General features: G+C 65.2%; 22 protein-coding genes and 1 tRNA gene. 5 read left to right on the top strand and 18 right to left on the bottom strand.

Annotated elements, in window-relative coordinates; all coding sequences use genetic code 11:
* Positions 1 to 313 precede the first annotated feature (313 nt).
* From hpf to ccoN, 14 genes are all read right to left on the bottom strand, one after another.
* The gene (hpf, locus tag S58_RS00605) at positions 314 to 916 is read right to left on the bottom strand and encodes a ribosome hibernation-promoting factor, HPF/YfiA family (RefSeq protein ID WP_015663283.1); all 603 of its coding nucleotides are present in this window, start codon (positions 914 to 916) and stop codon (positions 314 to 316) included.
* 72 nt (positions 917 to 988) lie between these two features.
* Positions 989 to 2,629 carry an RNA polymerase factor sigma-54 gene (gene rpoN / locus S58_RS00610; protein ID WP_015663284.1) on the bottom strand — a complete coding sequence of 547 codons (1,641 nt, stop codon included), beginning with the start codon at positions 2,627 to 2,629 and terminating at the stop codon, positions 989 to 991.
* A gap of 211 nt (positions 2,630 to 2,840) precedes the next feature.
* On the bottom strand, positions 2,841 to 3,851 hold the full coding sequence (gene lptB, locus S58_RS00615) for an LPS export ABC transporter ATP-binding protein (protein ID WP_015663285.1): 1,011 nt from the start codon (positions 3,849 to 3,851) through the stop codon (positions 2,841 to 2,843).
* Positions 3,852 to 4,214: 363 nt separating this feature from the next.
* A complete protein-coding gene (locus S58_RS00620) occupies positions 4,215 to 4,919 on the bottom strand; it encodes an LptA/OstA family protein (RefSeq protein ID WP_015663286.1) in 705 nt (234 codons plus the stop codon).
* A gap of 4 nt (positions 4,920 to 4,923) precedes the next feature.
* The gene (lptC, locus tag S58_RS00625; protein ID WP_015663287.1) at positions 4,924 to 5,619 is read right to left on the bottom strand and encodes an LPS export ABC transporter periplasmic protein LptC; all 696 of its coding nucleotides are present in this window, start codon (positions 5,617 to 5,619) and stop codon (positions 4,924 to 4,926) included.
* A gap of 158 nt (positions 5,620 to 5,777) precedes the next feature.
* Positions 5,778 to 6,392, bottom strand: a complete 615-nt coding sequence (locus S58_RS00630; protein WP_015663288.1) for a ribonuclease D — start codon at positions 6,390 to 6,392, stop codon at positions 5,778 to 5,780.
* A gap of 38 nt (positions 6,393 to 6,430) precedes the next feature.
* Positions 6,431 to 6,664, bottom strand: a complete 234-nt coding sequence (locus S58_RS39410; RefSeq protein WP_322788253.1) for a hypothetical protein — start codon at positions 6,662 to 6,664, stop codon at positions 6,431 to 6,433.
* Complete coding sequence (gene ccoS, locus S58_RS00635) at positions 6,564 to 6,794, bottom strand: cbb3-type cytochrome oxidase assembly protein CcoS (protein WP_322788236.1); 231 nt, start codon at positions 6,792 to 6,794, stop codon at positions 6,564 to 6,566. Before ccoS ends, S58_RS39410 begins: the two co-directional genes overlap by 101 nt.
* Positions 6,752 to 7,549, bottom strand: a complete 798-nt coding sequence (locus S58_RS00640; RefSeq protein ID WP_015663289.1) for a DUF2189 domain-containing protein — start codon at positions 7,547 to 7,549, stop codon at positions 6,752 to 6,754. Before S58_RS00640 ends, ccoS begins: the two co-directional genes overlap by 43 nt.
* Entirely contained in the window at positions 7,546 to 7,758 is a 213-nt protein-coding gene (locus S58_RS00645; RefSeq protein ID WP_015663290.1) for a hypothetical protein, read from the bottom strand. The genes S58_RS00640 and S58_RS00645 overlap by 4 nt, the downstream gene beginning before the upstream one ends.
* Positions 7,755 to 8,639, bottom strand: coding sequence for a cytochrome-c oxidase, cbb3-type subunit III (ccoP, locus tag S58_RS00650; RefSeq protein WP_015663291.1), 885 nt, complete (start codon positions 8,637 to 8,639; stop codon positions 7,755 to 7,757). Before ccoP ends, S58_RS00645 begins: the two co-directional genes overlap by 4 nt.
* Entirely contained in the window at positions 8,630 to 8,800 is a 171-nt protein-coding gene (locus S58_RS00655) for a cbb3-type cytochrome c oxidase subunit 3 (protein ID WP_015663292.1), read from the bottom strand. The genes ccoP and S58_RS00655 overlap by 10 nt, the downstream gene beginning before the upstream one ends.
* Positions 8,797 to 9,540 (bottom strand): cytochrome-c oxidase, cbb3-type subunit II, encoded by a 744-nt coding sequence (gene ccoO / locus S58_RS00660; RefSeq protein ID WP_015663293.1) that lies wholly within the window; start codon positions 9,538 to 9,540, stop codon positions 8,797 to 8,799. The genes S58_RS00655 and ccoO overlap by 4 nt, the downstream gene beginning before the upstream one ends.
* Before the next feature lie 3 nt (positions 9,541 to 9,543).
* The gene (ccoN, locus tag S58_RS00665) at positions 9,544 to 11,196 is read right to left on the bottom strand and encodes a cytochrome-c oxidase, cbb3-type subunit I (RefSeq protein WP_015663294.1); all 1,653 of its coding nucleotides are present in this window, start codon (positions 11,194 to 11,196) and stop codon (positions 9,544 to 9,546) included.
* Between ccoN and S58_RS00670 the strand changes: the two genes are divergently transcribed.
* The 4 genes from S58_RS00670 to S58_RS00685 all read left to right on the top strand — a co-directional run bounded on the left by S58_RS00670 (position 11,195) and on the right by S58_RS00685 (position 14,687).
* Positions 11,195 to 11,395: a hypothetical protein gene (locus tag S58_RS00670; RefSeq protein WP_015663295.1), complete on the top strand. Its 201-nt coding sequence runs from the start codon at positions 11,195 to 11,197 to the stop codon at positions 11,393 to 11,395. The genes ccoN and S58_RS00670 overlap by 2 nt on opposite strands.
* Positions 11,396 to 11,806: 411 nt before the next feature.
* Complete coding sequence (locus S58_RS00675; RefSeq protein WP_015663296.1) at positions 11,807 to 12,778, top strand: TRAP transporter substrate-binding protein; 972 nt, start codon at positions 11,807 to 11,809, stop codon at positions 12,776 to 12,778.
* Between the two features lie 80 nt (positions 12,779 to 12,858).
* A complete protein-coding gene (locus S58_RS00680) occupies positions 12,859 to 13,404 on the top strand; it encodes a TRAP transporter small permease (RefSeq protein WP_015663297.1) in 546 nt (181 codons plus the stop codon).
* Complete coding sequence (locus tag S58_RS00685) at positions 13,395 to 14,687, top strand: TRAP transporter large permease (RefSeq protein ID WP_015663298.1); 1,293 nt, start codon at positions 13,395 to 13,397, stop codon at positions 14,685 to 14,687. The genes S58_RS00680 and S58_RS00685 overlap by 10 nt, the downstream gene beginning before the upstream one ends.
* A gap of 358 nt (positions 14,688 to 15,045) precedes the next feature.
* On the opposite strand, the gene S58_RS00690 is transcribed toward S58_RS00685, so the two are convergent.
* The 3 genes from S58_RS00690 to S58_RS00700 all read right to left on the bottom strand — a co-directional run bounded on the left by S58_RS00690 (position 15,046) and on the right by S58_RS00700 (position 18,159).
* The gene (locus S58_RS00690; protein WP_015663299.1) at positions 15,046 to 15,810 is read right to left on the bottom strand and encodes a substrate-binding periplasmic protein; all 765 of its coding nucleotides are present in this window, start codon (positions 15,808 to 15,810) and stop codon (positions 15,046 to 15,048) included.
* An 81-nt stretch (positions 15,811 to 15,891) separates the two neighbouring features.
* The gene (locus S58_RS00695) at positions 15,892 to 16,305 is read right to left on the bottom strand and encodes a c-type cytochrome (protein WP_244440843.1); all 414 of its coding nucleotides are present in this window, start codon (positions 16,303 to 16,305) and stop codon (positions 15,892 to 15,894) included.
* Positions 16,306 to 16,437: 132 nt separating this feature from the next.
* Positions 16,438 to 18,159: a pyrroloquinoline quinone-dependent dehydrogenase gene (locus S58_RS00700; protein ID WP_015663301.1), complete on the bottom strand. Its 1,722-nt coding sequence runs from the start codon at positions 18,157 to 18,159 to the stop codon at positions 16,438 to 16,440.
* Between the two features lie 819 nt (positions 18,160 to 18,978).
* Between S58_RS00700 and S58_RS00710 the strand changes: the two genes are divergently transcribed.
* Positions 18,979 to 19,941, top strand: a complete 963-nt coding sequence (locus S58_RS00710) for an NAD(P)-dependent oxidoreductase (protein WP_277996617.1) — start codon at positions 18,979 to 18,981, stop codon at positions 19,939 to 19,941.
* 1,176 nt (positions 19,942 to 21,117) lie between these two features.
* On the opposite strand, the gene S58_RS00720 is transcribed toward S58_RS00710, so the two are convergent.
* A tRNA-Leu gene (locus S58_RS00720) sits at positions 21,118 to 21,204 on the bottom strand.
* Positions 21,205 to 21,262 lie beyond the last annotated feature (58 nt).

The raw sequence follows: 21,262 nt of genomic DNA on the forward strand, positions 1-21,262 counted from the left end.
GATTGAACCGTCAGGGTGCGAAATAGGTCGGGACAGACCGGCGTCAAGAAGCTGAGGCGGCAGGCGGGCTTAACCCGTGTCCGATGCGAGGGGCTTCTACCCCAACGCAACGGCCGTGCCAACTCCCGCAAGCATGTTCCCGCTGCCTATCCTTAAGATCGCCGCAGCATGGCAGCCTGAAGGCGCCAACGCCCCGGCCGGCTTATCGCACCTCTTCAATGCCGTGGCGTGACGCCGCAACTGCCCTGCCAAGCAACTGATCGGGAACCGGTTTTCTGAACGCTCCGCGAGCGGCCGAAGAGCTTCCGTGGGACTACGGCTTCACCGCGGGGGGATCGACCCAGCCGATGTTGCCGTCGGCACGGCGGTAGATGATGTTCACTCTCCCGCTGGAGCCATGCTGAAATACCATGCAGGGTGCTCCGGAAAGGTCGAGCTCCAGCACCGCTTCGGACACAGACAGCCGCTTCAGCGCAGTGGTGTTCTCGGCGATGATCACGGGGCTGTATCCGGTGATCTCCTCGTCGCCTTCGGCCGGCGCCTCGATCACATAGCTCGGCGCATCCAGCACCGCCCCGTCCAGGCCGGCAAGCGCGGCATTGGCCGCATGGGATTTGCGCCCGGAGCGGTCCTTGAGCCGGCTCTTGTAGCGGCGCAGCCGCTTTTCGATCATCAGCAGCGCCTGGTCGGCGCTGGCATAGGCGTCCTGCGCGTTCGATTCGGCCTCGAGCGTGATGCCCGAATCAAGGTGCAGTGCGCAATCGGTCTTGAACCCGAAACCATCCTTGGAAAGCGTGACGTGGCCGGAATAGTTGCCGTCGAAGTACTTTCGCAAGACTTCGTCGGTGCGCTCGCTGACGCGCCCGCGCAGCGCCTCGCTGACGCTGATGCTTTTTCCGGAAATCCGCAGGGTCATGTGCCGCCTCGATTCATGTGAACCGATGATGACACTAAGCCTATTTGGTTAAGGCGCAATCGCGGGGCATGGTCAAACTGACGCGGTATCGCGGGTGCGGTCGACGCCGGCGGGCGCCGACAGGGCATGCGCCAGCATGCTCTGCTTGTCCCGGCGGCGCTGCACCGAGGACGGGATCCGCATCGCCTCCCGGTATTTCGCGACCGTGCGGCGGGCGATGTCGATGCCGGCGGCGCGCAGCTTCTCCACGATGGTGTCGTCGGAGAGAATTGCGGAGGGTTCTTCCGCATCGATCAGCTGCTTGATGTGATGACGCACGGCTTCCGCCGAATGCGCCTCGCCGCCATCGGCCGACGCGATCGAGGCCGTGAAGAAATATTTCAGCTCGAAAGTTCCGCGATTGGTCGCCATGTATTTGTTGGCGGTGACGCGCGACACCGTCGATTCGTGCATCTGGATCGCATCCGCAACGGCCTTCAAATTCAGCGGCCGCAGATGCGCGACACCGTGCGTGAAGAAGCCATCCTGCTGGCGCACGATCTCGGTCGCCACTTTCAGGATCGTACGCGCGCGCTGATCGAGCGCGCGCACCAGCCACGTCGCATTCTGCAGGCAGTCGGTGAAGTAGGATTTGTCGCCGTCCTTGCGGATCGTCTTCGACAGTTCGGAGTAATAGACCTGGTTCACCAGGACGCGCGGCAGCGTGTCGCTGTTGAGCTCGACCAGCCAGCCGCCATCGGGACCGGGACGCACATAGACGTCGGGCACCATGGTCTGCGTGCGCGTGGTACCGAACTTGAGGCCGGGCTTCGGATCGAGCCTTCGGATCTCGCCGATCATGTCGACCAGATCCTCGTCGTCGACGCCGCACAGCTTGCGCAAGTTCACGAAGTCGCGCTTGGCGAGGAGATCGAGATGCTCGACCAGCGCCTGCATTGCCGGATCGTAGCGGTCGAGCTCGCGCAGCTGGATCGCGAGGCATTCGCTCAGATTGCGCGCGCAGATGCCGGGCGGATCGAACGTCTGCAGCACGCCGAGCACCGCGTCGACATCGGCCTGCTCGGCGCCGAGCCGGTCGGCGGCCTGGCCGAGATCGGCCGGCAGATAGCCGGCCTCGTCGACGAGATCGATCAGGTACTGGCCGATCATGCGGTCGGCCGGCGCGATGAAGGCCACCGCCGCCTGCTCGGCGAGATGATCCGACAGCGTGGTCTCGGCCGCGACGAAGGCTTCGAGATTGTAGTCCTCGTCACCCGAGGCGCCGCCGCCCCATTCGGTGTAGGTGGTGGGCGCGGCGTCCTGCGCAGTGCGTGCCGCCGCTTCCGCAGGCTCCTCGGAGAACACGTTTTCGAGCCCGGAATCGAGCGTCTGTTCGATCTCCGTACGGGTGCCGAGGTCGCGGCTCATCCAGTCGTCCTGGGCGCCCTCGAAGCTCTCGCCGCCGCTGCTGCCGCCGCCCTCGCCGAAATCTTCGCCGCCGCTCTCGCTACCTTCCGAGAATTCGGCGCGCTCGGACATCTGCTGCTCGCCGGCCACCGGCGTTTCCGGGCCATCGGCCGCGCGCTCCAGCAGCGGATTGCGCTCCAGCTCTTCTTCGACGAACGTGGAGAGGTCGAGGTTGGACAGCTGCAGCAGCTTGATCGCCTGCATCAGCTGCGGCGTCATCACCAGCGACTGCGACTGGCGGAATTCTAATCTCTGCGTCAACGCCATGGGAGCAAGAACATTCCCTTACTGGTCCAATTCTTGCTTATCCTAATCTGCGCGCGATGTACACGGCTTGACGAATAAGAAAAACGGAGTATGGCGCGGCGGAAGACGAGGTTACCGCTGCTGACAAGCCTGCTGGAAACAGCGGTATTTGCAGCGTTTCCGTGACCTGTCCCGCTTCCGACGAAAGCCGACAAAGACCGCGTCGGCAATCCTACAGCCGGAATTCCTCGCCGAGATAGAGCCGGCGCACGTCGGGATCGGCGACGATCTCCTCGGGGCTGCCTTCGGTGAGAATCTGTCCGGCATAGACGATGTAGGCGCGGTCGGTGAGCCCCAGCGTTTCGCGGACGTTATGGTCGGTGATCAGCACGCCGATGCCGCGATTGGTGAGATGGCGCACCAGTTGCTGAATGTCGCCGACCGCGATCGGATCGATGCCGGCGAACGGCTCGTCGAGCAGCATGTAGTTCGGGCGCGTGGCGAGCGCGCGCGCGATCTCGACGCGGCGGCGCTCGCCGCCGGACAGCGCGATCGACGGCGACTTGCGCAGCCGCGTGATGGTGAATTCCTCCAGCAGCGCATCGAGCTCGCGCTCGCGCTTCTTGCGCGAGGGCTCGACGACTTCGAGCACGGCGCGGATGTTCTGCTCGACGGTGAGGCCGCGGAAGATCGAGGCTTCCTGCGGCAGATAGCCGATGCCGAGCCGCGCGCGCTGATACATCGGCAGCCGCGTGACGTCGTGGCCGTCGAGCTCGATGGCGCCGCGATCGGCCTTGATCAGCCCGGTGATCATGTAGAACACGGTGGTCTTGCCGGCGCCGTTCGGCCCGAGCAGGCCGACCGCCTCGCCACGGCGAACGTAGATGCTCACCCCGCGCACGACCTGGCGGCTGCCAAAGCTCTTCTCGATCGAATGCACGGCGAGGAAGCCCGGCCGGCGCAGCAGCTGCGGAGCGCCGCTGCCATTGTTGCGCGGCTTGGCCGGTGTCGGCTGCGATGCCGGCCGCTTGCGCTGGATCTGCTCGGTGTTCTGCGGCGAGCGCGGATTGATCCGCGTGGTCGGCTGCTCGCGCACGGAATCGGCAAGCGCGGCGAGCGGATCATCATTGTAGGAATCGCCGAAGGGGTCGTTGATGGCTGTGATGTCGTCGCGCCGGCGCGCCGAGCCACGCTGGCCGCGCTTGGCGGGACGCCCACGAAACATGCCGAGTAGATCCACCATCCCCGCTTCGCTTACGCCCTTCGAGGCTGCCCGTCACCGACCGCAGCGCTGGCTCGCCCGCTCACCGCGAGCGAACGCATCTCACCTGCCTCGCGAATCCCCGGGGGAGCGCGAGGGCGGCCAAAGCGCGGGAGAGGCCCGCGCTCCGGAGTTGTCGTCTGACGGCGAGGTCGCGGCCGCATCCGAGAGATGCGATCGATCGAAAAAATCGCAATCGGGGTCCGGGATCACCCGTCCGCAAGCACGACGGGCGCGGCGGCCCGGCGGCGACGGTCCGGCAACGAGACCAGCCCGCTTCGCTAGATAGAGGCAGGTGCGGCGCGGTTCAACTGGAGCCGCCGGCCTTTTGCTAAAGAATTGAAGTCACTTCGATTTGTTTGCGCCCAGCGACAGCGGCGGGCTGATCCCCGGCGTCGAGCCGGGCGCCGCGGCGGCCGACGACCCGCAGCCGCCCGTCCCCGATCCCGACCCGGCCTGCGGCAGCAGCACCTGCACCCCACGACCGCCGTCGGATTCGACCCGCGACACGCCGGTGGTCATGTCGACCACCAAGCGGTCGCCGCGCATCACGTTCTTGCATTGGGTCATCACGACGCCGCCCTGCATCGTGATCAAGTTGGTCTTGGTGTCGTAGACGGCGGTCTCACCGGTGACGACCTGATCCTTCTGGGTCACCACGACATTGCCGCGCGCCTCCATCCGCCGGATCGCCGAGCTGCCTTCCGGCCCCGGCGTCGCCGCCGGTGCAGCCTTGGCCGGCTTTGCCCCGCCTGGGGAGCCGGCGCCGCCGTCATAGAACACGACCAGCGATTTCGAGGTCATGGTGGTATCGCCCTGCACGACCTTCACGTTGCCGGAGAAGGTCGCCTCCTTCTTCTTGTCGTGCATCTCGAGCGCAGCCGCCTCGATCTGGATCGGCTGGTCGCGATTCTGCGAGAAGCCCTGCATCGCGTTCTGCCCGCCGGTGATTGTGGACTGGGCCTGCAGCGGGGCGGACAGCAGCATCGTGGTCAGCGCGACGACGCCGGCGCCACGAATAGTTGCTGGGATGAAACGTAACGTCGTCATGAGGTCACTTCGGGTTGCGGGCCGGCCGGCCCGGATCGGCGCTCGCCGTCGTGGTCGGCGCCGTATTCATGTTGTCGAGGTTCATCACGACATTGCCCTCGAAGCGGATGACCTCGCCATTGTCGGTGATGCGCAGGCGATCCGCCGACAGCGTGCCGTTGGTGAGCTTGACGTCGACGCGCTCGTCCGAGCTCACGGTGCCCTTGGCCATGTCCACCGAGGCGCGGCTCAGGCGCGCCTGGTAACCGGTCGAGGTCGTCAGCAGGATGTCCTTCTTGAGCTCGAGCTGCTGCTGCTTGGTGTCGAATACGCCGGTCTTCGCATTCAAGGTCACCGTCGACTGATCCTCCATCAGCACCTTGGCGCGGAGGATGTTGAGCTCGACATGATCGGGATCGGTGAGGTCCTGCACGGCGGTGTTGGCGACCAGATCATACGGCCGCTGGTCCGGCGTGAAGCCGGTCAGATGCGGTGTCTCCATCGTGATCTTGCGGCCGGAGATGACGAGGTTGCCGGTGACATTGCCGGTGTCGACCGCAACGCGGATCTCGAAGGAGATGTAGAGAAGGGCGGCCATCGCCACCCCGACCGCTGCGGGCACCGCGATCCGCAACGTGCGCACGATGCGGCTGTGGCGCGCCGCGACTGCAAAGCGCGCCTGAAGGCTGGGATCGTAAACGGGGTTGTGGACCGAGTTCACCAGGGCTCCGAGACGCGAGACAGCTCGCCAACGACTCCCACCCTACCATGGGCGCGCCGGCCATTGCAGCCTGGAACTGGCGCGAAATCGCGACCCAGAACGCCCGCAGATCATTAAGAGACATTAATGATCGTGAACAGACGCGCGATTCGTCCGGCTCATGAATGCGCGAAAATGTCCTCGGCCTCGAATCCGCCCAGATCGAGCGTCGCGCGGTGCGGCAGGAACGCGAAACAGGCCTGGGCCAGCGCCAGCCGCCCTTCCCGCGCCAGCATCACGTCGAGCTTTTCGCGCAGCGCATGCAGATGCAGCACATCGGAGGCGGCGTAGGCGAGCTGCGGCTCGCTCAGGGCATCCGCGCCCCAATCGCTCGACTGCTGCTGCTTGGAGAGATCGACGTTGAGCAGCTCGCGCACGAGGTCCTTCAGGCCGTGGCGATCGGTATAGGTACGCGCCAGCCGCGAGGCGATCTTAGTGCAGTAGACCGGCTGCGGCATGACGCCGAATGCGTGATACAGCATCGCGACGTCGAAGCGCGCGAAATGGAAGATCTTGGTGATGGCGGGATTGCCGAGCAGCGCCTTCAGGTTCGGCGCATCGGTGTGCCCCTTGGGGATCTGCACCACATCGGCCGAACCGTCGCCGGGCGACAGCTGCACCACGCACAGCCGGTCGCGGTGCGGATTGAGGCCCATGGTTTCGGTGTCGATCGCGACGGAGGTCGTGTAGCGGGAAAGATCAGGCAGGTCGCCGCGGTGCAGGCGTACAGTCATGGGCTTGAAACCTTGGTCAGAATCGAGGCGGCGCGACCCTAGCGCCCAATGCGGCCCGAGGCGAGCGGGAAGGACAAGGAGACGACGAGCTTGGTATTCAAGTCGCAAATTGCGGGTTTGCACCGGCCGGCCAGCGACGCGACCGCTCGCCGCGCGAGCGGTGAACCGTGATCACGGGGGTGATCGACGCCGCGCAGGGTCGCCGTCATCCCGAATCGGGCCGTCGCCGTGTTGGAACAGGATCCGCTGCGCAGCGCCTTCGAGGTCATCATATTGTTCGCTTCGCAACGTCCACAGGAATGCGGCGAGCGCGACGAGGCCCATGGCCACCGCAAGGGGCACCAGGAACAAGAAATTGATCATGACGCCGGCCCTGGTTGCACGGCCCGATAGGCGTGCCATGTGGCGTGGCCGAGCAAGGGATAGATGACCACGAGCCCGAGCATCCCGGTCACGAGGCTTGCAAGGAAGAGCACCAGCACGATGGCGGCCCAGACCAACAGCACCCGCAGATTGGTCCAGACCAGCGCCATGCTCGAGCCCATCGCAGTCAGCGCGTCCGTGTCCTGATCAAGCAGCATGGGGATCGAAAACGCGCTGATGGCAAACGAGAACGCTGCGAACAAGCCGCCGACGGCGGTGCCGACCAGCAGCATCGCCCAACCGACCGCCGTGGTGAACAGCATCGGCGCGATGTGGTCGAGCCCAGGGAAAGGCAGCAGCCCGAAGAACAGCGCATAGATCAGGACGGCTGCGCGCATCCACAGCATCATCAGCAGGCACAGCAGCACGCCGGTGAAGAGGAGCTGGCCGCCGGACCGCGCGCGGACCATGACGATGCTGGACCAGTTGAGCGGCGATCCGTGCTCGAGCCGGCGGCTCTTTTCATAGAGGCCGATCGCCAGGATCGGGCCGACCACCATGAACCCGGCAAAGGCGGGAAACAGGATGTAGTCGCGTCCGGTCGCCACGAGGCCGCCGACCATTGCGACCGAGAGCACGAAGATCACGAGGCCATACGCGATGCTGATCGCGGGGGCGGTGACCAGGTCCTTGTAGCCCTGTGCGAGCCAGCCGAATGGATCGGACGACGTCAGCGGGCGCACCCAGCGATTTCCGACCGGGATCGGAGATGAGACCGGCGGGATCGTGGTCATTGCGGCGCTCCAATGTCGACCGGCGAGCAGGAGGACTGCGCGGCGCTGAAGGCCCCCGACGCCCCCGCGCCGGCGCCGAGACGCGTATGTGCGACACAGGCCGGCTGCGAGCTGATCGCCACGTAGAGCAGATGCACATTCGCGGCCGCCACCAGGGCGACAGCGAGCGCAACCAGGAGCCACAGCTTCCGCGAAGCCCGCAAACTCATCGCGCGCTCCTCTTGTCGGTCAAGTAGAGCGTCAGGATCTTGCGGTCGAGTTCGGAGAGGCGGCTTTCCCAGGCCGGCATGTGGCCCTGACGTCCGCCCCAGATCGTCGTCTCGATGGTCGCGAGATCGCCGCCATAGATCCAGGACCGGTCGGTGAGGTTCGGCGCGCCGAGCGAGGGATTGCCCTTGGCATCATCGCCATGACAGGCCACGCAATTGGCGGCGAAGATCGCCTTGCCTTCGTCGACCCGCTTCGGGTCGACAGCCCCGGATGCGGGATGCGAGAGCGAAAAGACGTAGCTTGCCACCTTGAACACGTCTCCGCGCGGCAACATCTGGTCGCGACCGAACGCCGGCATCTGCGAGACGCGGGTCTCCTGGTGCGCCGAATTGATGCCGGCACGAATCGTGGTGAAGACATCGTCCGGCTCGCTGCCCCAGAGCAATGACGAGGCCGTCAGATCGGGAAAGCCGGGTCCGCCCTTGGCGTCGACGCCGTGGCAGGGCGCGCAATTGTTGCCGAACAACGCAGGCCCGGTTTCGCGCACGACCTTCATCAGCGACGGATCCGCAGCGACGACGGCGTAATTGCCGCCAACGATCTTCTCGCTCCAGGCCCTGCGGTCGAGCGCGGCGTCCTTCAGCGAGGCGGCAACGAGATTGCGCTGGTCGAGACCGAGCAGCCCCTTGGTGTAGACCGCGCCCAGCGGCCAGGCCGGCATCAGCACCCAGTAGCCGAGCGAGAACAGGAAGGCCAAGGCGAGCAACGCATACACGGCGCGCGGCACCGGCGTGTTCAACTCGGTGATGCCGTTCCACTCGTGGCCGGTGGTGAGATAGCCGGTCAGGCCGTCGCGCGCGGGCTCGTGCTCTAGCGCCATGGCTTGTCCTCGTCACGCAGGATCGATTGTGCCGCGTGGTCGAAACGCGGCTTGTTGCTCGGCCAGAGCGTGTAGGCCACCACGCCGATGGACAGCGCGATCAGGTAGAACAGTCCGAACGATTTGGAGATGCCGACCACGACATCGTGCGCGACGCTCATCGGCGGCCTCCCAGATCGGCCAGCGGCTTCTGGGCGGCCATGGTCAGGCGCCCGAGCACCTGCAGATAGGCGACCAGGGCATCCATCTCGGTGAGCACCGTGGGACGTCCGTCGAAGGCGCGCAACGTGGTCTCCTTGCCGTAGCGTCTGCTGACGCTCTCGGCCTGCGGCGAATCCGGATTGGCTTGTCCGTAGGCGTCGCGCGCGGCGTTCTCGATCATGTCGTCGGTATAGGGGACGCCGACGGTGCGTTGCGCACGCAAGTGCAGCGAAAGGTCGTCGGTGCGCAGCTCAGTCTTGAGCAGCCAGCCATAGGCGGGCATGATCGAGACCGGCACGACGTCGCGCGGATTGTTCAGGTGCTTCACGTGCCATTCGTCCGAGTATTTCTCGCCGATGCGAGCGAGATCCGGGCCGGTGCGCTTCGAGCCCCACAGCATCGGGTGGTCGTATTTGGATTCGACGGCGAGCGAATAGGGTCCGTAGCGATCGACCTCGTCGCGCAGCGTGCGGATCATCTGCGAATGGCAGGCGTAGCAGCCCTCGCGAATGTAGATGTTGCGGCCGGCAAGCTCGAGCGGCGTGTACAGCCGCATGTCCGGCGCATCCTCCACGGTCTGGTGGATGGTGAACAGCGGCGCGATCTCGACGAGCCCGCCGATGCTCGCGACCGCGATGATGGCGAGGACAAAGCCGATCGCCCTGCGCTCGAGACGGTAGTGCAGCCCGAACAACGACATCGCTCACTCCGCCGGTTGGGCGGCCAACCCGCCGGTCCGCGGCGCCGGCGCGTCGCCCGCGACCGCAACAGCGGGCTTGCCGACCGCGATGGTCTTCCAGAGATTGTAGGCTCCGATGCAGCCGCCAATCAGGAACAACAGCCCGCCGGCGGCGCGGGCGATGTAGTACGGCCGCATCGCGATCAGCGAGTCGAGGAACGAATAAGCGAGCGTGCCGCTTTCATTGTAGGTCCGCCACATCAGCCCTTGGATGATGCCGGAATTCCACATCGCAAAGACATAGACGACCGTGCCCGCCAGCGCGAACCAGAAGTGGGCCTCGACGAGCCGCGCCGAATACATGCCGTCGCGCTTCCACAGCCAGGGCACCAGCGAATAGATCGAGCCGAACGTGATCATGGCCACCCAGCCCAGCGCGCCGGCATGGACGTGACCGATGGTCCAGTCGGTATAATGCGAGAGCGAGTTCACCGAACGGATCGCCATGAACGATCCCTCGAACGTCGTCAGGCCGTAGAACACGGCCGCCACCATCATGAAGCGCAAGGTCGCGTCATCACGCACCTTGTGCCAGGCGCCGTTCAGCGTCATCAGCGCGTTGCCGGCCGATGCCCAGGAGGGGATCAGCAGCATCAGCGAGAAGGTCATTCCGAGCGTCTGCACCCATTGCGGCAGCGCCGTGTAGTGCAGGTGATGAGAGCCCGCCCACATGTAGAAGAACGTGATGCCCCAGAACGAAATGATCGACATGCGGTAGGAAAAGATCGGCCGCCCGGCGCGCATCGGCAGGAAGTAGTACATCATGCCGAGGAAGCCGGCGGTCAGCAGAAAGGCCACCGCGTTGTGCCCGTACCACCACTCGGTCATCGCATCCTGGACGCCGGAAAACAGCGAATAGCTCTTGGCGCTGCCGAACGAGATCGGGACGGCCAGGTTGTTGACGATATGGAGCATCGCCACGACCAGGATGAAGGCCATGTAGTACCAGTTGGCGACGTAGATGTGCGGCTCCTTGCGCCGCGCCAGCGTGCGCAGATAGATCAGGAAGTACACGACCCAGACCACCACGAGCCAGAGATCGACATACCATTCCGGCTCGGCATATTCCTTGGACTGGGTGATGCCCATCATGTAGCCGGTGACGGCGAGCACGCAGAACAGGTTGTAGCCGAGGAGCACGAACCAGGGGCTGAGCTGGTCCGGCAGGCGCGCCCGCGAGGTGCGCTGCAGGACGTAGAACGAGGTCGCAATCAGGCCGTTGCCGCCGAAGCCGAAGATCACCGCGGTGGTGTGGACCGGCCTGATCCGGCCGAAGCTGGACCAGCCTTCGCCGAAGGTCAGATCAGGATAGACCAGTTGCCATGCGGCCCAGTCGCCGACGGCGAAACCGACGACGGCCCAGATCATCGCCAGCACGACGCCCGCCCTGGTCGGGTCGTCATAGTAGTGAGCCAGCCGGTCATCCGACGGTTCCGGCGCGTGATAGTCGTGACCGATCCGAAACACCAAGGCGACGGCGCAGATGAAAACAAGCGCGCCATGAATACCGAGCGGGTCATTGCGCCCGAGCAGGCCGAGTGTCAGCCCGAACAGTGCAACCAGGATGCTGATCAGGATCGCGCCTTGGCGCTCGCTCCGCGTCAGATGGGCAATCATGGCAATCCTGCAAACAAACCAGGGTTTTGGCGATCCGAAAGAGGCCGTCGACCTGCAGCGTCCGCAGGCGGTCGCTAAGGTCGGCGACAAGTCGAAGCAGCAGCCGGATCCATTGTCGGCTGACACGCGCACTGCCCCCGCATTCGGGGTGGCCGGCTGCGCGTGTCCTCGTTGTTGGATCTCTGAAATCGTGGATTGACGGCATCCGGGCCGCTGTCGTTTCGCAAGCGTATCGTGTTCTCGGCTGGACGCAAAGCCTGGACCTGCAAAGACCGCCGGGAATGCCCACGACTGTTGCCGGCATTCCCTGACTCGTCGCCGTCGCGGCGTCCAACAGGCCGCTCGCCTCAGGGAGGAGTTCGATCCGGTTGGCCGCCTGCAGGTCCGCCACGGTCGGGCGGTGAGGGCTCGCCGCACCGCTTGCTTGCGTCGCGGCGAAGGCCATCCATTGATCGATGCAACTCCTGCATTGATCGATGCCGCATTTGGCTTGGACAGAAAATGCCGCCGGCCCTAGGCACGACATTGGCGCTTGACTTCGGAACCGAAGTGGAGCGACCCAAGGCGGCTCTGCCCAACAACGACACAATCAACAAAGGAGGAAGCTTAGATGAAGGCACTGACAGGGATCATTGCGGCCGCTGTGCTGGCGGTCTCGTCGCCCTTGGCGATTGCGCGCGATTTCCGCTCCGCCGACGTGCACCCCGCCGATTATCCGACCGTCGAAGCCGTCAAGTTCATGGGCAAGGAGCTCGCAGCGGCGAGCGGCGGCAAGCTCGGCGTCAAGGTGTTTCCGAACGGCGCCCTCGGCTCCGAGAAGGACACCATCGAGCAGCTCAAGATCGGCGCGCTCGACATGATGCGGATCAACTCCTCGCCGCTCAACAATTTCGTCCCCGAAACCGTCGCGCTGTGCCTGCCCTTCGTCTTCCGCGACACGCAGCATATGCGCACCGTCCTGGACGGGCCGATCGGCGACGAGATCCTGGCCGCCATGGAGCCCGCGGGCCTGGTCGGCCTCGCTTATTATGACAGCGGCGCACGCTCGATCTACACCGTCAAGGCGCCGGTCAAGTCGCTCGCCGACCTCAAGGGCCTGAAGATCCGCGTGCAGCAGTCCGACCTCTGGGTCGGCATGATCCAGAGCCTCGGCGCCAACCCGACCCCGATGCCCTATGGCGAGGTCTACACCGCGCTGAAGACCGGCCTCGTCGACGCGGCCGAGAACAACTGGCCGTCCTACGAGTCCTCGCGCCATTTCGAGGCCGCCAAGTTCTACAACGTCACCGAGCACTCGCTGGCGCCTGAGGTCCTCGTGATGTCCAAGAAGGTCTGGGACAATTTGAGCAAAGAGGACCAGGCCTTGGTCCGCAAGGCGGCCAAGGACTCCGTACCGGTGATGCGCAAGCTCTGGGACGAGCGTGAGCAGGTCTCCCGCAAGGCCGTCGAGGCCGCCGGCGTCCAGGTCGTGACGATCGCCAACAAGCAGGAATTCGTCGACGCGATGAAGCCGGTCTACCAGAAGTTCGCCGGCGACGAGAAGCTCCAGAGCCTCGTCAAGCGCATCCAGGACACCAAGTAAGAACCAGGCAAGGCAAAAGGGGCCGGGTCCGGTGTCGCCACGCGGCGACGCCGGACATCGGCACAAGGGGAGGGGCAGGAATGACAGACCCACATGTCGCGAGCCACGAGGTGGAGGACGGACCCCCGTCGACCGGCCTGCTATCGCGGATCAACGCCGTCGTCGCGCGCCTGGGCATGTATCTGTCCGTCGCCGGCCTGCTCGTCATCGTCACCATCGTGTTCTATCAGGTGTTCGGGCGCTACGTACTGAACTCCAGCCCGACCTGGACCGAGAACCTGGCGCTGGTCCTGATCCTCTATGTCACCCTGATCGGCGCCGCCGTCGGCGTTCGCGACGCCGGCCATATCGGCATGGACAGCCTGCTGGTGATGCTGCCGGATCGCGTGCGAGAGAAGATCGAGCTCGTGATCCACGTGCTGGTCGCCCTGTTCGGCCTTGCGATGGCCTATAATGGCTGGATTCTCGGCGCCTCCGTCGGCACCGTGAAGATCCCCAATCTCGGCCTGCCCGAAGTCGTCCGCTACGTGCCGCTGGTCGCTTCCGGGGTCCTGATCGTCTCCTTTTCAATCGAGCACATCATTGCGCTGCTGCGCGGCGAAGAGGTCGTCCCCTCATGGAACTGATCATTCTCGGCGCCACCTTCTTCGGCTTCCTGATCCTCGGCGTCCCCGTCGCGTTTGCGATCGGCCTGTCGGCGTTCTGCACCATTCTCTATGAGGGCCTGCCGGTCGCCGTCATCTTCCAGCAGATGATGTCGGGGATGAACATCTTCTCGTTCCTCGCCATCCCGTTCTTCGTCTTCAGCGGCGAGCTGATGCTGCATGGCGGCGTCGCCGACAAGATCGTGCAGCTCGCCAAGAACCTCGTCGGCCACATCCGCGGCGGGCTCGGCATGTCCAATGTCGTCGCCTGCACCCTGTTCGGCGGCGTCTCCGGCTCTCCGGTCGCCGACGTCTCGGCGATGGGCGCGGTGATGATCCCGATGATGAAGAAGGAAGGCTTCGACACCGACTACGCCGTCAACGTCACCACCCACGCCTCGCTGGTCGGAGCCTTGATGCCGACCAGTCACAACATGATCATCTATGCGCTCGCCGCCGGCGGCAAGGTGTCGATCGGCGCGCTGATCGCCGCCGGCCTGCTGCCGGCGCTGGTGCTGATGATCTGCATGCTGGTGGCCGCCTACGCGGTCGCCGTCAAGCGCGGCTATCCCGCCGGAAAGTTTCCAGGCTGGGCCGAGGTGGTCCGCTCGTTCGCGGCGGCGCTGCCCGGCCTGCTGATCGTCGGCATCATCCTGGCGGGCATCCTGTCCGGCGTCTTCACCGCCACCGAGTCGGCAGCCGTCGCGGTCACCTACACGATCGTTCTGACGTTCTTCATCTACCGCACGATGACCTTGGCCAACTTCCTGCGCGCCGCCGCCAAGGCGGTCAAGACCACCGGCGTGGTGCTGCTGCTGATCGGCGTCTCCACCATGTTCCAGTACCTGATGGGACTCTACGAGGTGGCCGACTTCGCCGGCGACCTGATGAACAAGGTCTCCTCGCAGCCCTGGATGATCTTCCTGCTGATCAACGTCATCCTGTTCCTGCTCGGCACGTTCATGGACATGGCGGCCACCATCCTGATCTGCACCCCCATCTTCCTGCCGATCGCGATGAAGGCCGGGATGGATCCGGTGCAGTTCGGCATGCTGATGCTGATCAACTGCGCGCTCGGCCTCAACACCCCGCCGGTCGGCACCACGCAGTTCGTCGGCTGCGCCATCGGCGGCATCTCGGTCGGCGCCGTCATGCGCACCATCCTGCCGTTCTACGCCGCGCTGATCGCAGCCCTGATGTTCGTGACCTACGTCCCCGCCTTCTCGCTGTGGCTGCCGCGCCTGCTGATGGGCTACAAGGGATAGCTGAAGCGCGTTCGCCGACCTTGTTGATGGCCAGCTCTGGCCGGCGAACTGCCCCTGAGATGGTCCGCCTGACAGCCACATCCTCCGCTGTCGTCCCGGACAAGCCCGCCGACGCAACGCGTCGGCGAGCGCAGATCCGGGACCCATAGCCACCGGCTGTCATGAGGCGCGCGGTACGCGCCGCCTGCCCGTTCCAGACATCACGCGGTATGGGTCCTCGCGTTCCGCGAGGACGACAGCTGTGGTTGGCGTGTTCAGCGTTGCCTCTGAGAAAAGTTCAAAGCGTGCGATGTCGTTCTCGCCGTCATTTCGGCGACGGTGCATGCATGCGTCGTCGCGGCTCCTTGGGCCACGCCGACTATTTCGGCTCCTGCAGCGTTACACCATAGCGGCTGTAGATGCGCGTGACGGTGCCGTCGGCACGCAAACGCGCCAGCGCCGCCTCGATCGCCTCGCGCAGGGCGTCGTCCGGGCGGACCATGCCGATCGCCACGTTCCAGTTGAGGCTCGCCTCGCTGTCGTCCAGCGCAATGATGCGGACCGTCTTGTCCGGATGGGTCTGGTTGTAATAGGCGGCGTTGGCCGGCGTCACCGCCGCGGCATCGATTTCGTGATTGGCCAGGGCGTCCAGGCTGTCGATCTCGAAGCCGAAGGTCGATGTCGGCACGTGACGCTGGCTGATCAGCATCGCCGCGACCGAGCCCACCTGCACGCCGACCTTTGTCGTCGGGTCGAGGCCCGCGGCGGAGGTGAGCTTGCTCGCCTGGGGCAACGCCAGCGCCACGCCCGTGCGATAATAGGGTTTGGTCGTCTTCAGCCTCGTTTCCTCGAGCGCCTCCCGATCTGCAATGACGTCCATGACGATGTCGCAGCCGGCGGCGCGGAGCTGGAACATGGTGATGATCCAGTCCAGCCGCAGCGAGACGCCGAGTTCGCGCGCCAGCGCCTGGCCCATCTCGACCTGGAAGCCCGGCGGGTCGCCGGCCTTGCTGGCGAAGGGCAGCGAATTCGGATGGGCGCAGAGCCCGATCTGGCCGAGCGAGCGGATGGCGTCGAGCGAGCGCGCCTCCGCCGGACCGATCAGCCCGACCAGGATGGCGAGCAGCGCGAGCGATCGTGTCATGTCGTGGTTCCCAACAGGATGACTCTCATTCCGGCGTGCACCTCGGATCGCGGGCAACGAACGACGACCTCTCACCGTCCGCTAATCCGGCTTCAACGCTCTGATATAGGCGATGATCGCGTCGATCTGCGCGTCCGTGAAGGCCTCGCCGAACGCCGGCATCGCGCCGGGCTTGCCGACCTTGATCCGGTTGCGCAGGAACTCGTCGCTGCGTTGCGTATCCATCAGCTGCGGCCCCTTGCCGGCAACTCGGCCGGCATCCGAATGGCACCAGCCGCAGGTCGACGCGAACAATTGCTGCACGTCGAACGGCTCGGCCTGCTGTGCGGGCGCGGCGGACTGCGCGAACGCCGGTACGGCGCAGGCCAGCATAGCGGACATGATCCCTGGCCGCACGGCGCGGGCGGTCGCACCGCGCAGCACCGCTCCGATCGTCGCCCACACCGGTTTCGCGGGACTGGGCGTCGCCCGGAACAGCTTCGTCCAAGCCAGCATCGTCAAGATAAGTCTGGTCCACTCGGGCATCATCGAGTCGAGGATCATTAAGCAAGTCCGTTGTCGTGACGTCTCGTCATGCCTGCGAAAGCCACGGGGACCGGCGTGGCCGGCCCCCGCGATCTGCACCGCCTATTTCAGGCTGTAGACAATGAGCGCGCCGTCATCCCTGGGCATGCTCTTGTAGACGCCGCCGAAGGTCGGCGCGTAGTCGTCGGCTGCCATGCCGCCGAAGCCGGCGGTGATGGCGATGTATTGCTTGCCGTTGACCGCGTAGCTGATGATGCCGCCCTGGTGGCCGGTGCCGTCTGAGTGGTTCCACAGCTCGGTGCCGTTCTCGGCGTCATAGGCATGAACGGTGCCGCGCGAATCCGGCACGAACACGAGATTGCCTCCGGTCGAGAGCACGCTGGCGAGCGGCGGCTCGGGGAAGCGGACCTCCCATTTCTTGGCGCCGGTGACGGGGTCGCGGGCGTCGAGATGGCCGTAGATCTCGCCGCTCGGCGGCTTCGCGATCGTGAAGTTGGCGCCGATGTTGAGCTGCGCCTGCGGTGCCACCACCGGCGTGGTCTTGACGATGTCGAGCGTCATGCACCATTCCTGGCCGAGCTTGTAGTAGAGGCCCGTCTTCGGATTGTAGGCGCCGGCGTTCCAGCTGACGCCGCCGGAGATGTGCGGGCAGAGCGGCTCGCTGACCTTTCCGGCCGTGAAGTCGCGACGTCCGATCAGCTCGCCGGTCTTGGGATCGATATTCTTGACGAAGTTGCTGTTCTCGGTGATGCGCCAGACGTTCTGCACCTTGGCTTCGCGGTCATAGACGAAGATGTAGCCGCTCTTGTTGGGGTGCACCGTCAGCTTCTTGCCGTCGCGATCGAGCATCAGGAATTCGCCGACCGCGCTGTCGAAATCCCAGGCGTCGTGCGGCAGCTCCTGATGATAGAATTTCAGTTTGCCGCTGTCGACGTCGAGGCCGATCACCGACGACGTATAGAGATTGTCGCCGGGGCGGGCGCCTTGCGTCTTCCAGTCGCCGCCCGACCAGTCGTAGAGCGGCGCCGGGTTGGCGGTGCCCCACCAGATCGTCGAGGTCTCGCTGTCATAGGTGCCGGGCATCCAGCCGCCGCCACCGCCGGTGCGCCAGGAATCGTTGCCCCATGTCTTCTGCGCCTCCTCGGTGCCCGCCACCGTCAGGAACTCCCATTTCTTCGCGCCTGACGCGGCGTTGACGCCGAAGATCGGCCCGCGGCCGGGCCATTCGCCGCCCTGCGCGCCGATCACGACGTTGCCGTTGGCGTAGAGCGGCGCGCCGGTGAAGCCGACCGTCAGCTTCTGCGAGTCGAGCAGCTTGGTTTCCCAGGCCAGCTTGCCGGTCTTCATGTCGAGCGCGATCAGCCGCCCGTCCATCGTGCCGACGAACACCTTGCCCTCGCCGATCGCAACGCCGCGATTGTAGGGCGAGTGGGTCTGGCGCGCGACCAGCGCTTCGTCCAGCTCCGGGAAGTACGACCAGATCACCTCGCCGGTGGCGCCGTTCAGCGCAAACACGCGGCTGTAGGAACCGGTGTAATAGAGCACGCCGTCGGCGGCCAGCGGCATCGACTGCAGGCCGCGGGTGGAGCGTCCGGGAATGTGGATCCAGGCGACGCCGAGATTGCCGACATTGCTGGCGTTGATCTGGGCCAGCGGGCTGTAGTGATAGGACTTGTAGGAGCCGTGGTAGGTCAGCCAGTCGTTCTGGCCGCCGGCTTCGATGCGCGCGGTATCCACCGCTTGCGCCGAGGCCGCAGACGCCGCAAGCGTCGTGGTGATGGCGAGTGCGATCGGGCCAGCCAAACGTTTCCGTTGCTTCATCATGGCACTTCCTCCGCTACATTCTTGATGTGTGGCCGCCGCGTTGTCGCAAGCCGCCTTCGCCAGATCGTCTGCCGCTACGCCGAGCTCGTGTGATGCGCCGTGTGTCGACGGGACGAGGGACGCGCTCAACCTAACGTCGAATTGTACCGCTGTGAATGCAGGGCAAGGGAAGTCCTCCCGGCCACGACGGGCATGCGTCCCGCAACATATCGGCAATGCAGCAAGCCGGATTGCGCCAGCAAAGGCCACCGAGCGCCATGCTGCTAGGCGGGATGATGATGAGAGCGATGCGATTGCGGACGTTTGCACGGCTTGTCTGCGGCTTTGAAGCGACATTGGACACGCCACAGCGATCCGTCAGTCATGCTGCCCGATCGCACGTGCGAAAAACAAAATGAGACTAAGCGTCAAGGCGGCGTGGGCGATGACGATCAACAGGGGGGACGAGGCGAACGACTCTCCCCGTCGTCTCCGCTGCTTCCGGGACAAGCGCGCCGACGCAACGCGGCGGCGGCGAGCGCAGATCGGAACCCATAGCCACCGGCTGTCCCGAGGCGCGCGCAACGTGCCGCCTGCCCACTTCAGACATCCCGCGGTATGGGTCTCCGCGTTCGCGGGGACGACAGGAGAGAGTGGGACGAACAGCCTCGCTCCGAACTCACATTCCGTTCGTTCCGGCCGATGAAAGCTGGTAGTCGCAGTCTTCGTGCGGCTACTCGTCACGATGCTCGCCAACGTCATTGCGAGGAGTGAAGCGACGAAGCAATCCAGGGCGCCAACGGGGACCCCGGATTGCTTCCACCCATCGCCTGTCGGGCCATGGCGGGCGTGCCGCGCCGGTGCGCCCGCGGGCGTCCATTCTTGGACGTCCATTCTTGGAATGAAGAGGAACTCGCAATGGTGACGATCGGATTCATCGGTTTGGGTGTCATGGGCGAGCCGATGTGCCGCAATCTGGCGCGGAAGTCCGGCGCCAGGGTGCTCGGCTTCGATCTTGCGGACGCGCCGCTGCAGCGGCTTGCCCAGGTCGGCGTCAGGCGTGCCGCGTCGCTCGCAGAGCTGGCACGCGAGGCTGACGTGATCTTCATGGCGTTGCCGAGCGGCAAGCATGTCCAGGCCGTGTGCGACGGCGATGACGGCCTGCTCCGCCACGTCGAGGCGCGTCACACCATCGTGGACCTCGGCACCTCGCCGGTGCAGGCCAGCCGGGAGTTGGCCTCGCGTTTCGCGGCCAAGGGCGCCGCGTTCGCCGATGCGCCGATCGCCCGCACCCGGCAGGCGGCCGAAGACGGCACGCTGAGCGTGATGGTCGGGGCCGACGCGGCGACGTTCGAGAGGCTGCGGCCGCTGATCGCAATGTTTGCGACCGACATCACTCATTGCGGCGGCGTGGGCGCCGGCCAGGTCGTGAAGATCCTCAACAACATGGTACTGATGCAGACCGTGGTCGCGCTCGGCGAGGCACTGGAGACCGCCAAGCGCGCGGGCCTCGATCCCAAGCTGCTGTTCGAGACGCTCGCCAAGGGCTCGGCCGACAGCTTCGCGCTGCGCAACCACGGCATGAAGGCGATGCTGCCTGACACATTTCCCGAGCGCGCGTTCTCGACCGAATATGCGCGCAAGGACATCAGCTACACCCTCGATCTCGCCAGGTCCGTGCAGATCGATCTGCCGGGCGCCGAACTCGCCGACAGGCGGCTTGGAGAGGCCATCCAGGCGGGGTATGGCGATCTGTATTGGCCGGTGCTGGCCCGCGTGATCGCGGCGTCACGCAAGGCGTGACCTGCGCATCGGACTCTCCTGACTGCCTTGGATTGGCGAACTACGCCTGTGATGGTAGCGCGTAGCGGCATCCTTTGTCATCGATGAGCCGCTCGCGCACTCAGCGCAAAAGGTGACAGCCCGCATTGATGCTTGCCACAGTCATTGCGAGGAGCGAAGCGACGAAGCGATCCAGGGCGACACCCGCAGCCCTGGATTGCTTCGCTGCGCTCGCAATGACGGCGGAGCTATCAGCATGCCTCTCATGCATCGTCTGCCCGTCGTGCCAGTCTGTCGCACCATCGGGCCTTGCGCCGTCGGGCAAATCAGCTGCACATTTCCGCGCGTCCCTGCTGCCGCATGAGGGGCGTTTCGCGACCGTCACGGATCGTTGGCAGTGGGATGCGATGGGCGTGTGTCGACGCAGCGTGAGCTAATCGCGCGGACGAACGGCGATGCACGCACGGTCAAGTCGCGCGGTCCTGATATCCCGATGCTGATATCAACTCATGGCGGAGCTTTCGCTTTGCGTGGGGATGGTGGCCAGCAAGCCGGCGCACCAGGGAGAACGCGAAGCAGCCGTTAAAACCACTCGCGCAGGGAAGGCCGGATGCTCCGGCGCGTACCTGTGGTTCCTGCCGCCAGCATTTCTTCCGCTGGCGGGCCATGGGTGCGGTCGGCACCCGGCCTTCCCTGCGCCCTCATGATGTCGAGGGCGGGACGAGAAGCACAACTCGGGCGCGGGACGCGCCGCGAGGATGAGGATGCTCGCCCGCAAGCCGCGAATGATCAGGACGCTGGAAATGTCGACAAGCTGTGACGCACGCTCGGTCCACCCTTCCCTGGAGGGGGAGGGTCGCCTCACGGAGAGCGAAGCGAAACGTGAGGCGGGGTGGGGTGATCTCTCCACGAGCACCGATTTGCCCGGAGAGATCACCCCACCCCGCTCGACCGTTTCGCGTGCGATCGCCCCTCCCCTCCAGGAGAAGGTGGGAGCGCGCGGCTCGCTACACGCGCCATAACAACTATCGGGAGCGGGATGATCAGAACGGCTTCGGAAAGACCGGCGAGCGGGCGTGGGGCACCCCTGCGCGCACATCAGCCGATGCCATCAGCTGCGGCGTCAATCCGCCGCCGAGGCGCGTCAGCGCGCTCGTCTGTCGGACATCTGTTGTGCGGGGGAGGTCACCACAAAAATGGTGCCCAGGAAAGGACTCGAACCTTCACGGCCGTTAAGCCACTGGCACCTGAAGCCAGCGCGTCTACCAATTCCGCCACCTGGGCATGGAGGCGGTGTGTACGGAGCGAACGGCCGCTTGTCAAACCGCTGAAAGCCCAAGAT

Origin of the sequence: Bradyrhizobium oligotrophicum S58, assembly GCF_000344805.1 — a bacterium.
GTDB lineage: Bacteria > Pseudomonadota > Alphaproteobacteria > Rhizobiales > Xanthobacteraceae > Bradyrhizobium > Bradyrhizobium oligotrophicum.

What these genes read in the sequence shown, in the direction of transcription:
- hpf (WP_015663283.1), bottom strand. Translation starts at nt 916, where the DNA reads ATGACCCTGCGGATTTCCGGAAAAAGCATCAGCGTCAGCGAGGCGCTG.
- rpoN (WP_015663284.1), bottom strand. Translation starts at nt 2,629, where the DNA reads ATGGCGTTGACGCAGAGATTAGAATTCCGCCAGTCGCAGTCGCTGGTG.
- lptB (WP_015663285.1), bottom strand. Translation starts at nt 3,851, where the DNA reads ATGGTGGATCTACTCGGCATGTTTCGTGGGCGTCCCGCCAAGCGCGGC.
- S58_RS00620 (WP_015663286.1), bottom strand. Translation starts at nt 4,919, where the DNA reads ATGACGACGTTACGTTTCATCCCAGCAACTATTCGTGGCGCCGGCGTC.
- S58_RS00630 (WP_015663288.1), bottom strand. Translation starts at nt 6,392, where the DNA reads ATGACTGTACGCCTGCACCGCGGCGACCTGCCTGATCTTTCCCGCTAC.
- S58_RS39410 (WP_322788253.1), bottom strand. Translation starts at nt 6,664, where the DNA reads ATGATGACCTCGAAGGCGCTGCGCAGCGGATCCTGTTCCAACACGGCG.
- ccoS (WP_322788236.1), bottom strand. Translation starts at nt 6,794, where the DNA reads ATGGCACGCCTATCGGGCCGTGCAACCAGGGCCGGCGTCATGATCAAT.
- S58_RS00640 (WP_015663289.1), bottom strand. Translation starts at nt 7,549, where the DNA reads ATGACCACGATCCCGCCGGTCTCATCTCCGATCCCGGTCGGAAATCGC.
- S58_RS00645 (WP_015663290.1), bottom strand. Translation starts at nt 7,758, where the DNA reads ATGAGTTTGCGGGCTTCGCGGAAGCTGTGGCTCCTGGTTGCGCTCGCT.
- ccoP (WP_015663291.1), bottom strand. Translation starts at nt 8,639, where the DNA reads ATGGCGCTAGAGCACGAGCCCGCGCGCGACGGCCTGACCGGCTATCTC.
- S58_RS00655 (WP_015663292.1), bottom strand. Translation starts at nt 8,800, where the DNA reads ATGAGCGTCGCGCACGATGTCGTGGTCGGCATCTCCAAATCGTTCGGA.
- ccoO (WP_015663293.1), bottom strand. Translation starts at nt 9,540, where the DNA reads ATGTCGTTGTTCGGGCTGCACTACCGTCTCGAGCGCAGGGCGATCGGC.
- S58_RS00670 (WP_015663295.1), top strand. Translation starts at nt 11,195, where the DNA reads ATGGCAATCCTGCAAACAAACCAGGGTTTTGGCGATCCGAAAGAGGCC.
- ccoN (WP_015663294.1), bottom strand. Translation starts at nt 11,196, where the DNA reads ATGATTGCCCATCTGACGCGGAGCGAGCGCCAAGGCGCGATCCTGATC.
- S58_RS00675 (WP_015663296.1), top strand. Translation starts at nt 11,807, where the DNA reads ATGAAGGCACTGACAGGGATCATTGCGGCCGCTGTGCTGGCGGTCTCG.
- S58_RS00680 (WP_015663297.1), top strand. Translation starts at nt 12,859, where the DNA reads ATGACAGACCCACATGTCGCGAGCCACGAGGTGGAGGACGGACCCCCG.
- S58_RS00685 (WP_015663298.1), top strand. Translation starts at nt 13,395, where the DNA reads ATGGAACTGATCATTCTCGGCGCCACCTTCTTCGGCTTCCTGATCCTC.
- S58_RS00690 (WP_015663299.1), bottom strand. Translation starts at nt 15,810, where the DNA reads ATGACACGATCGCTCGCGCTGCTCGCCATCCTGGTCGGGCTGATCGGT.
- S58_RS00695 (WP_244440843.1), bottom strand. Translation starts at nt 16,305, where the DNA reads ATGCTGGCTTGGACGAAGCTGTTCCGGGCGACGCCCAGTCCCGCGAAA.
- S58_RS00700 (WP_015663301.1), bottom strand. Translation starts at nt 18,159, where the DNA reads ATGATGAAGCAACGGAAACGTTTGGCTGGCCCGATCGCACTCGCCATC.
- S58_RS00710 (WP_277996617.1), top strand. Translation starts at nt 18,979, where the DNA reads ATGGCGGGCGTGCCGCGCCGGTGCGCCCGCGGGCGTCCATTCTTGGAC.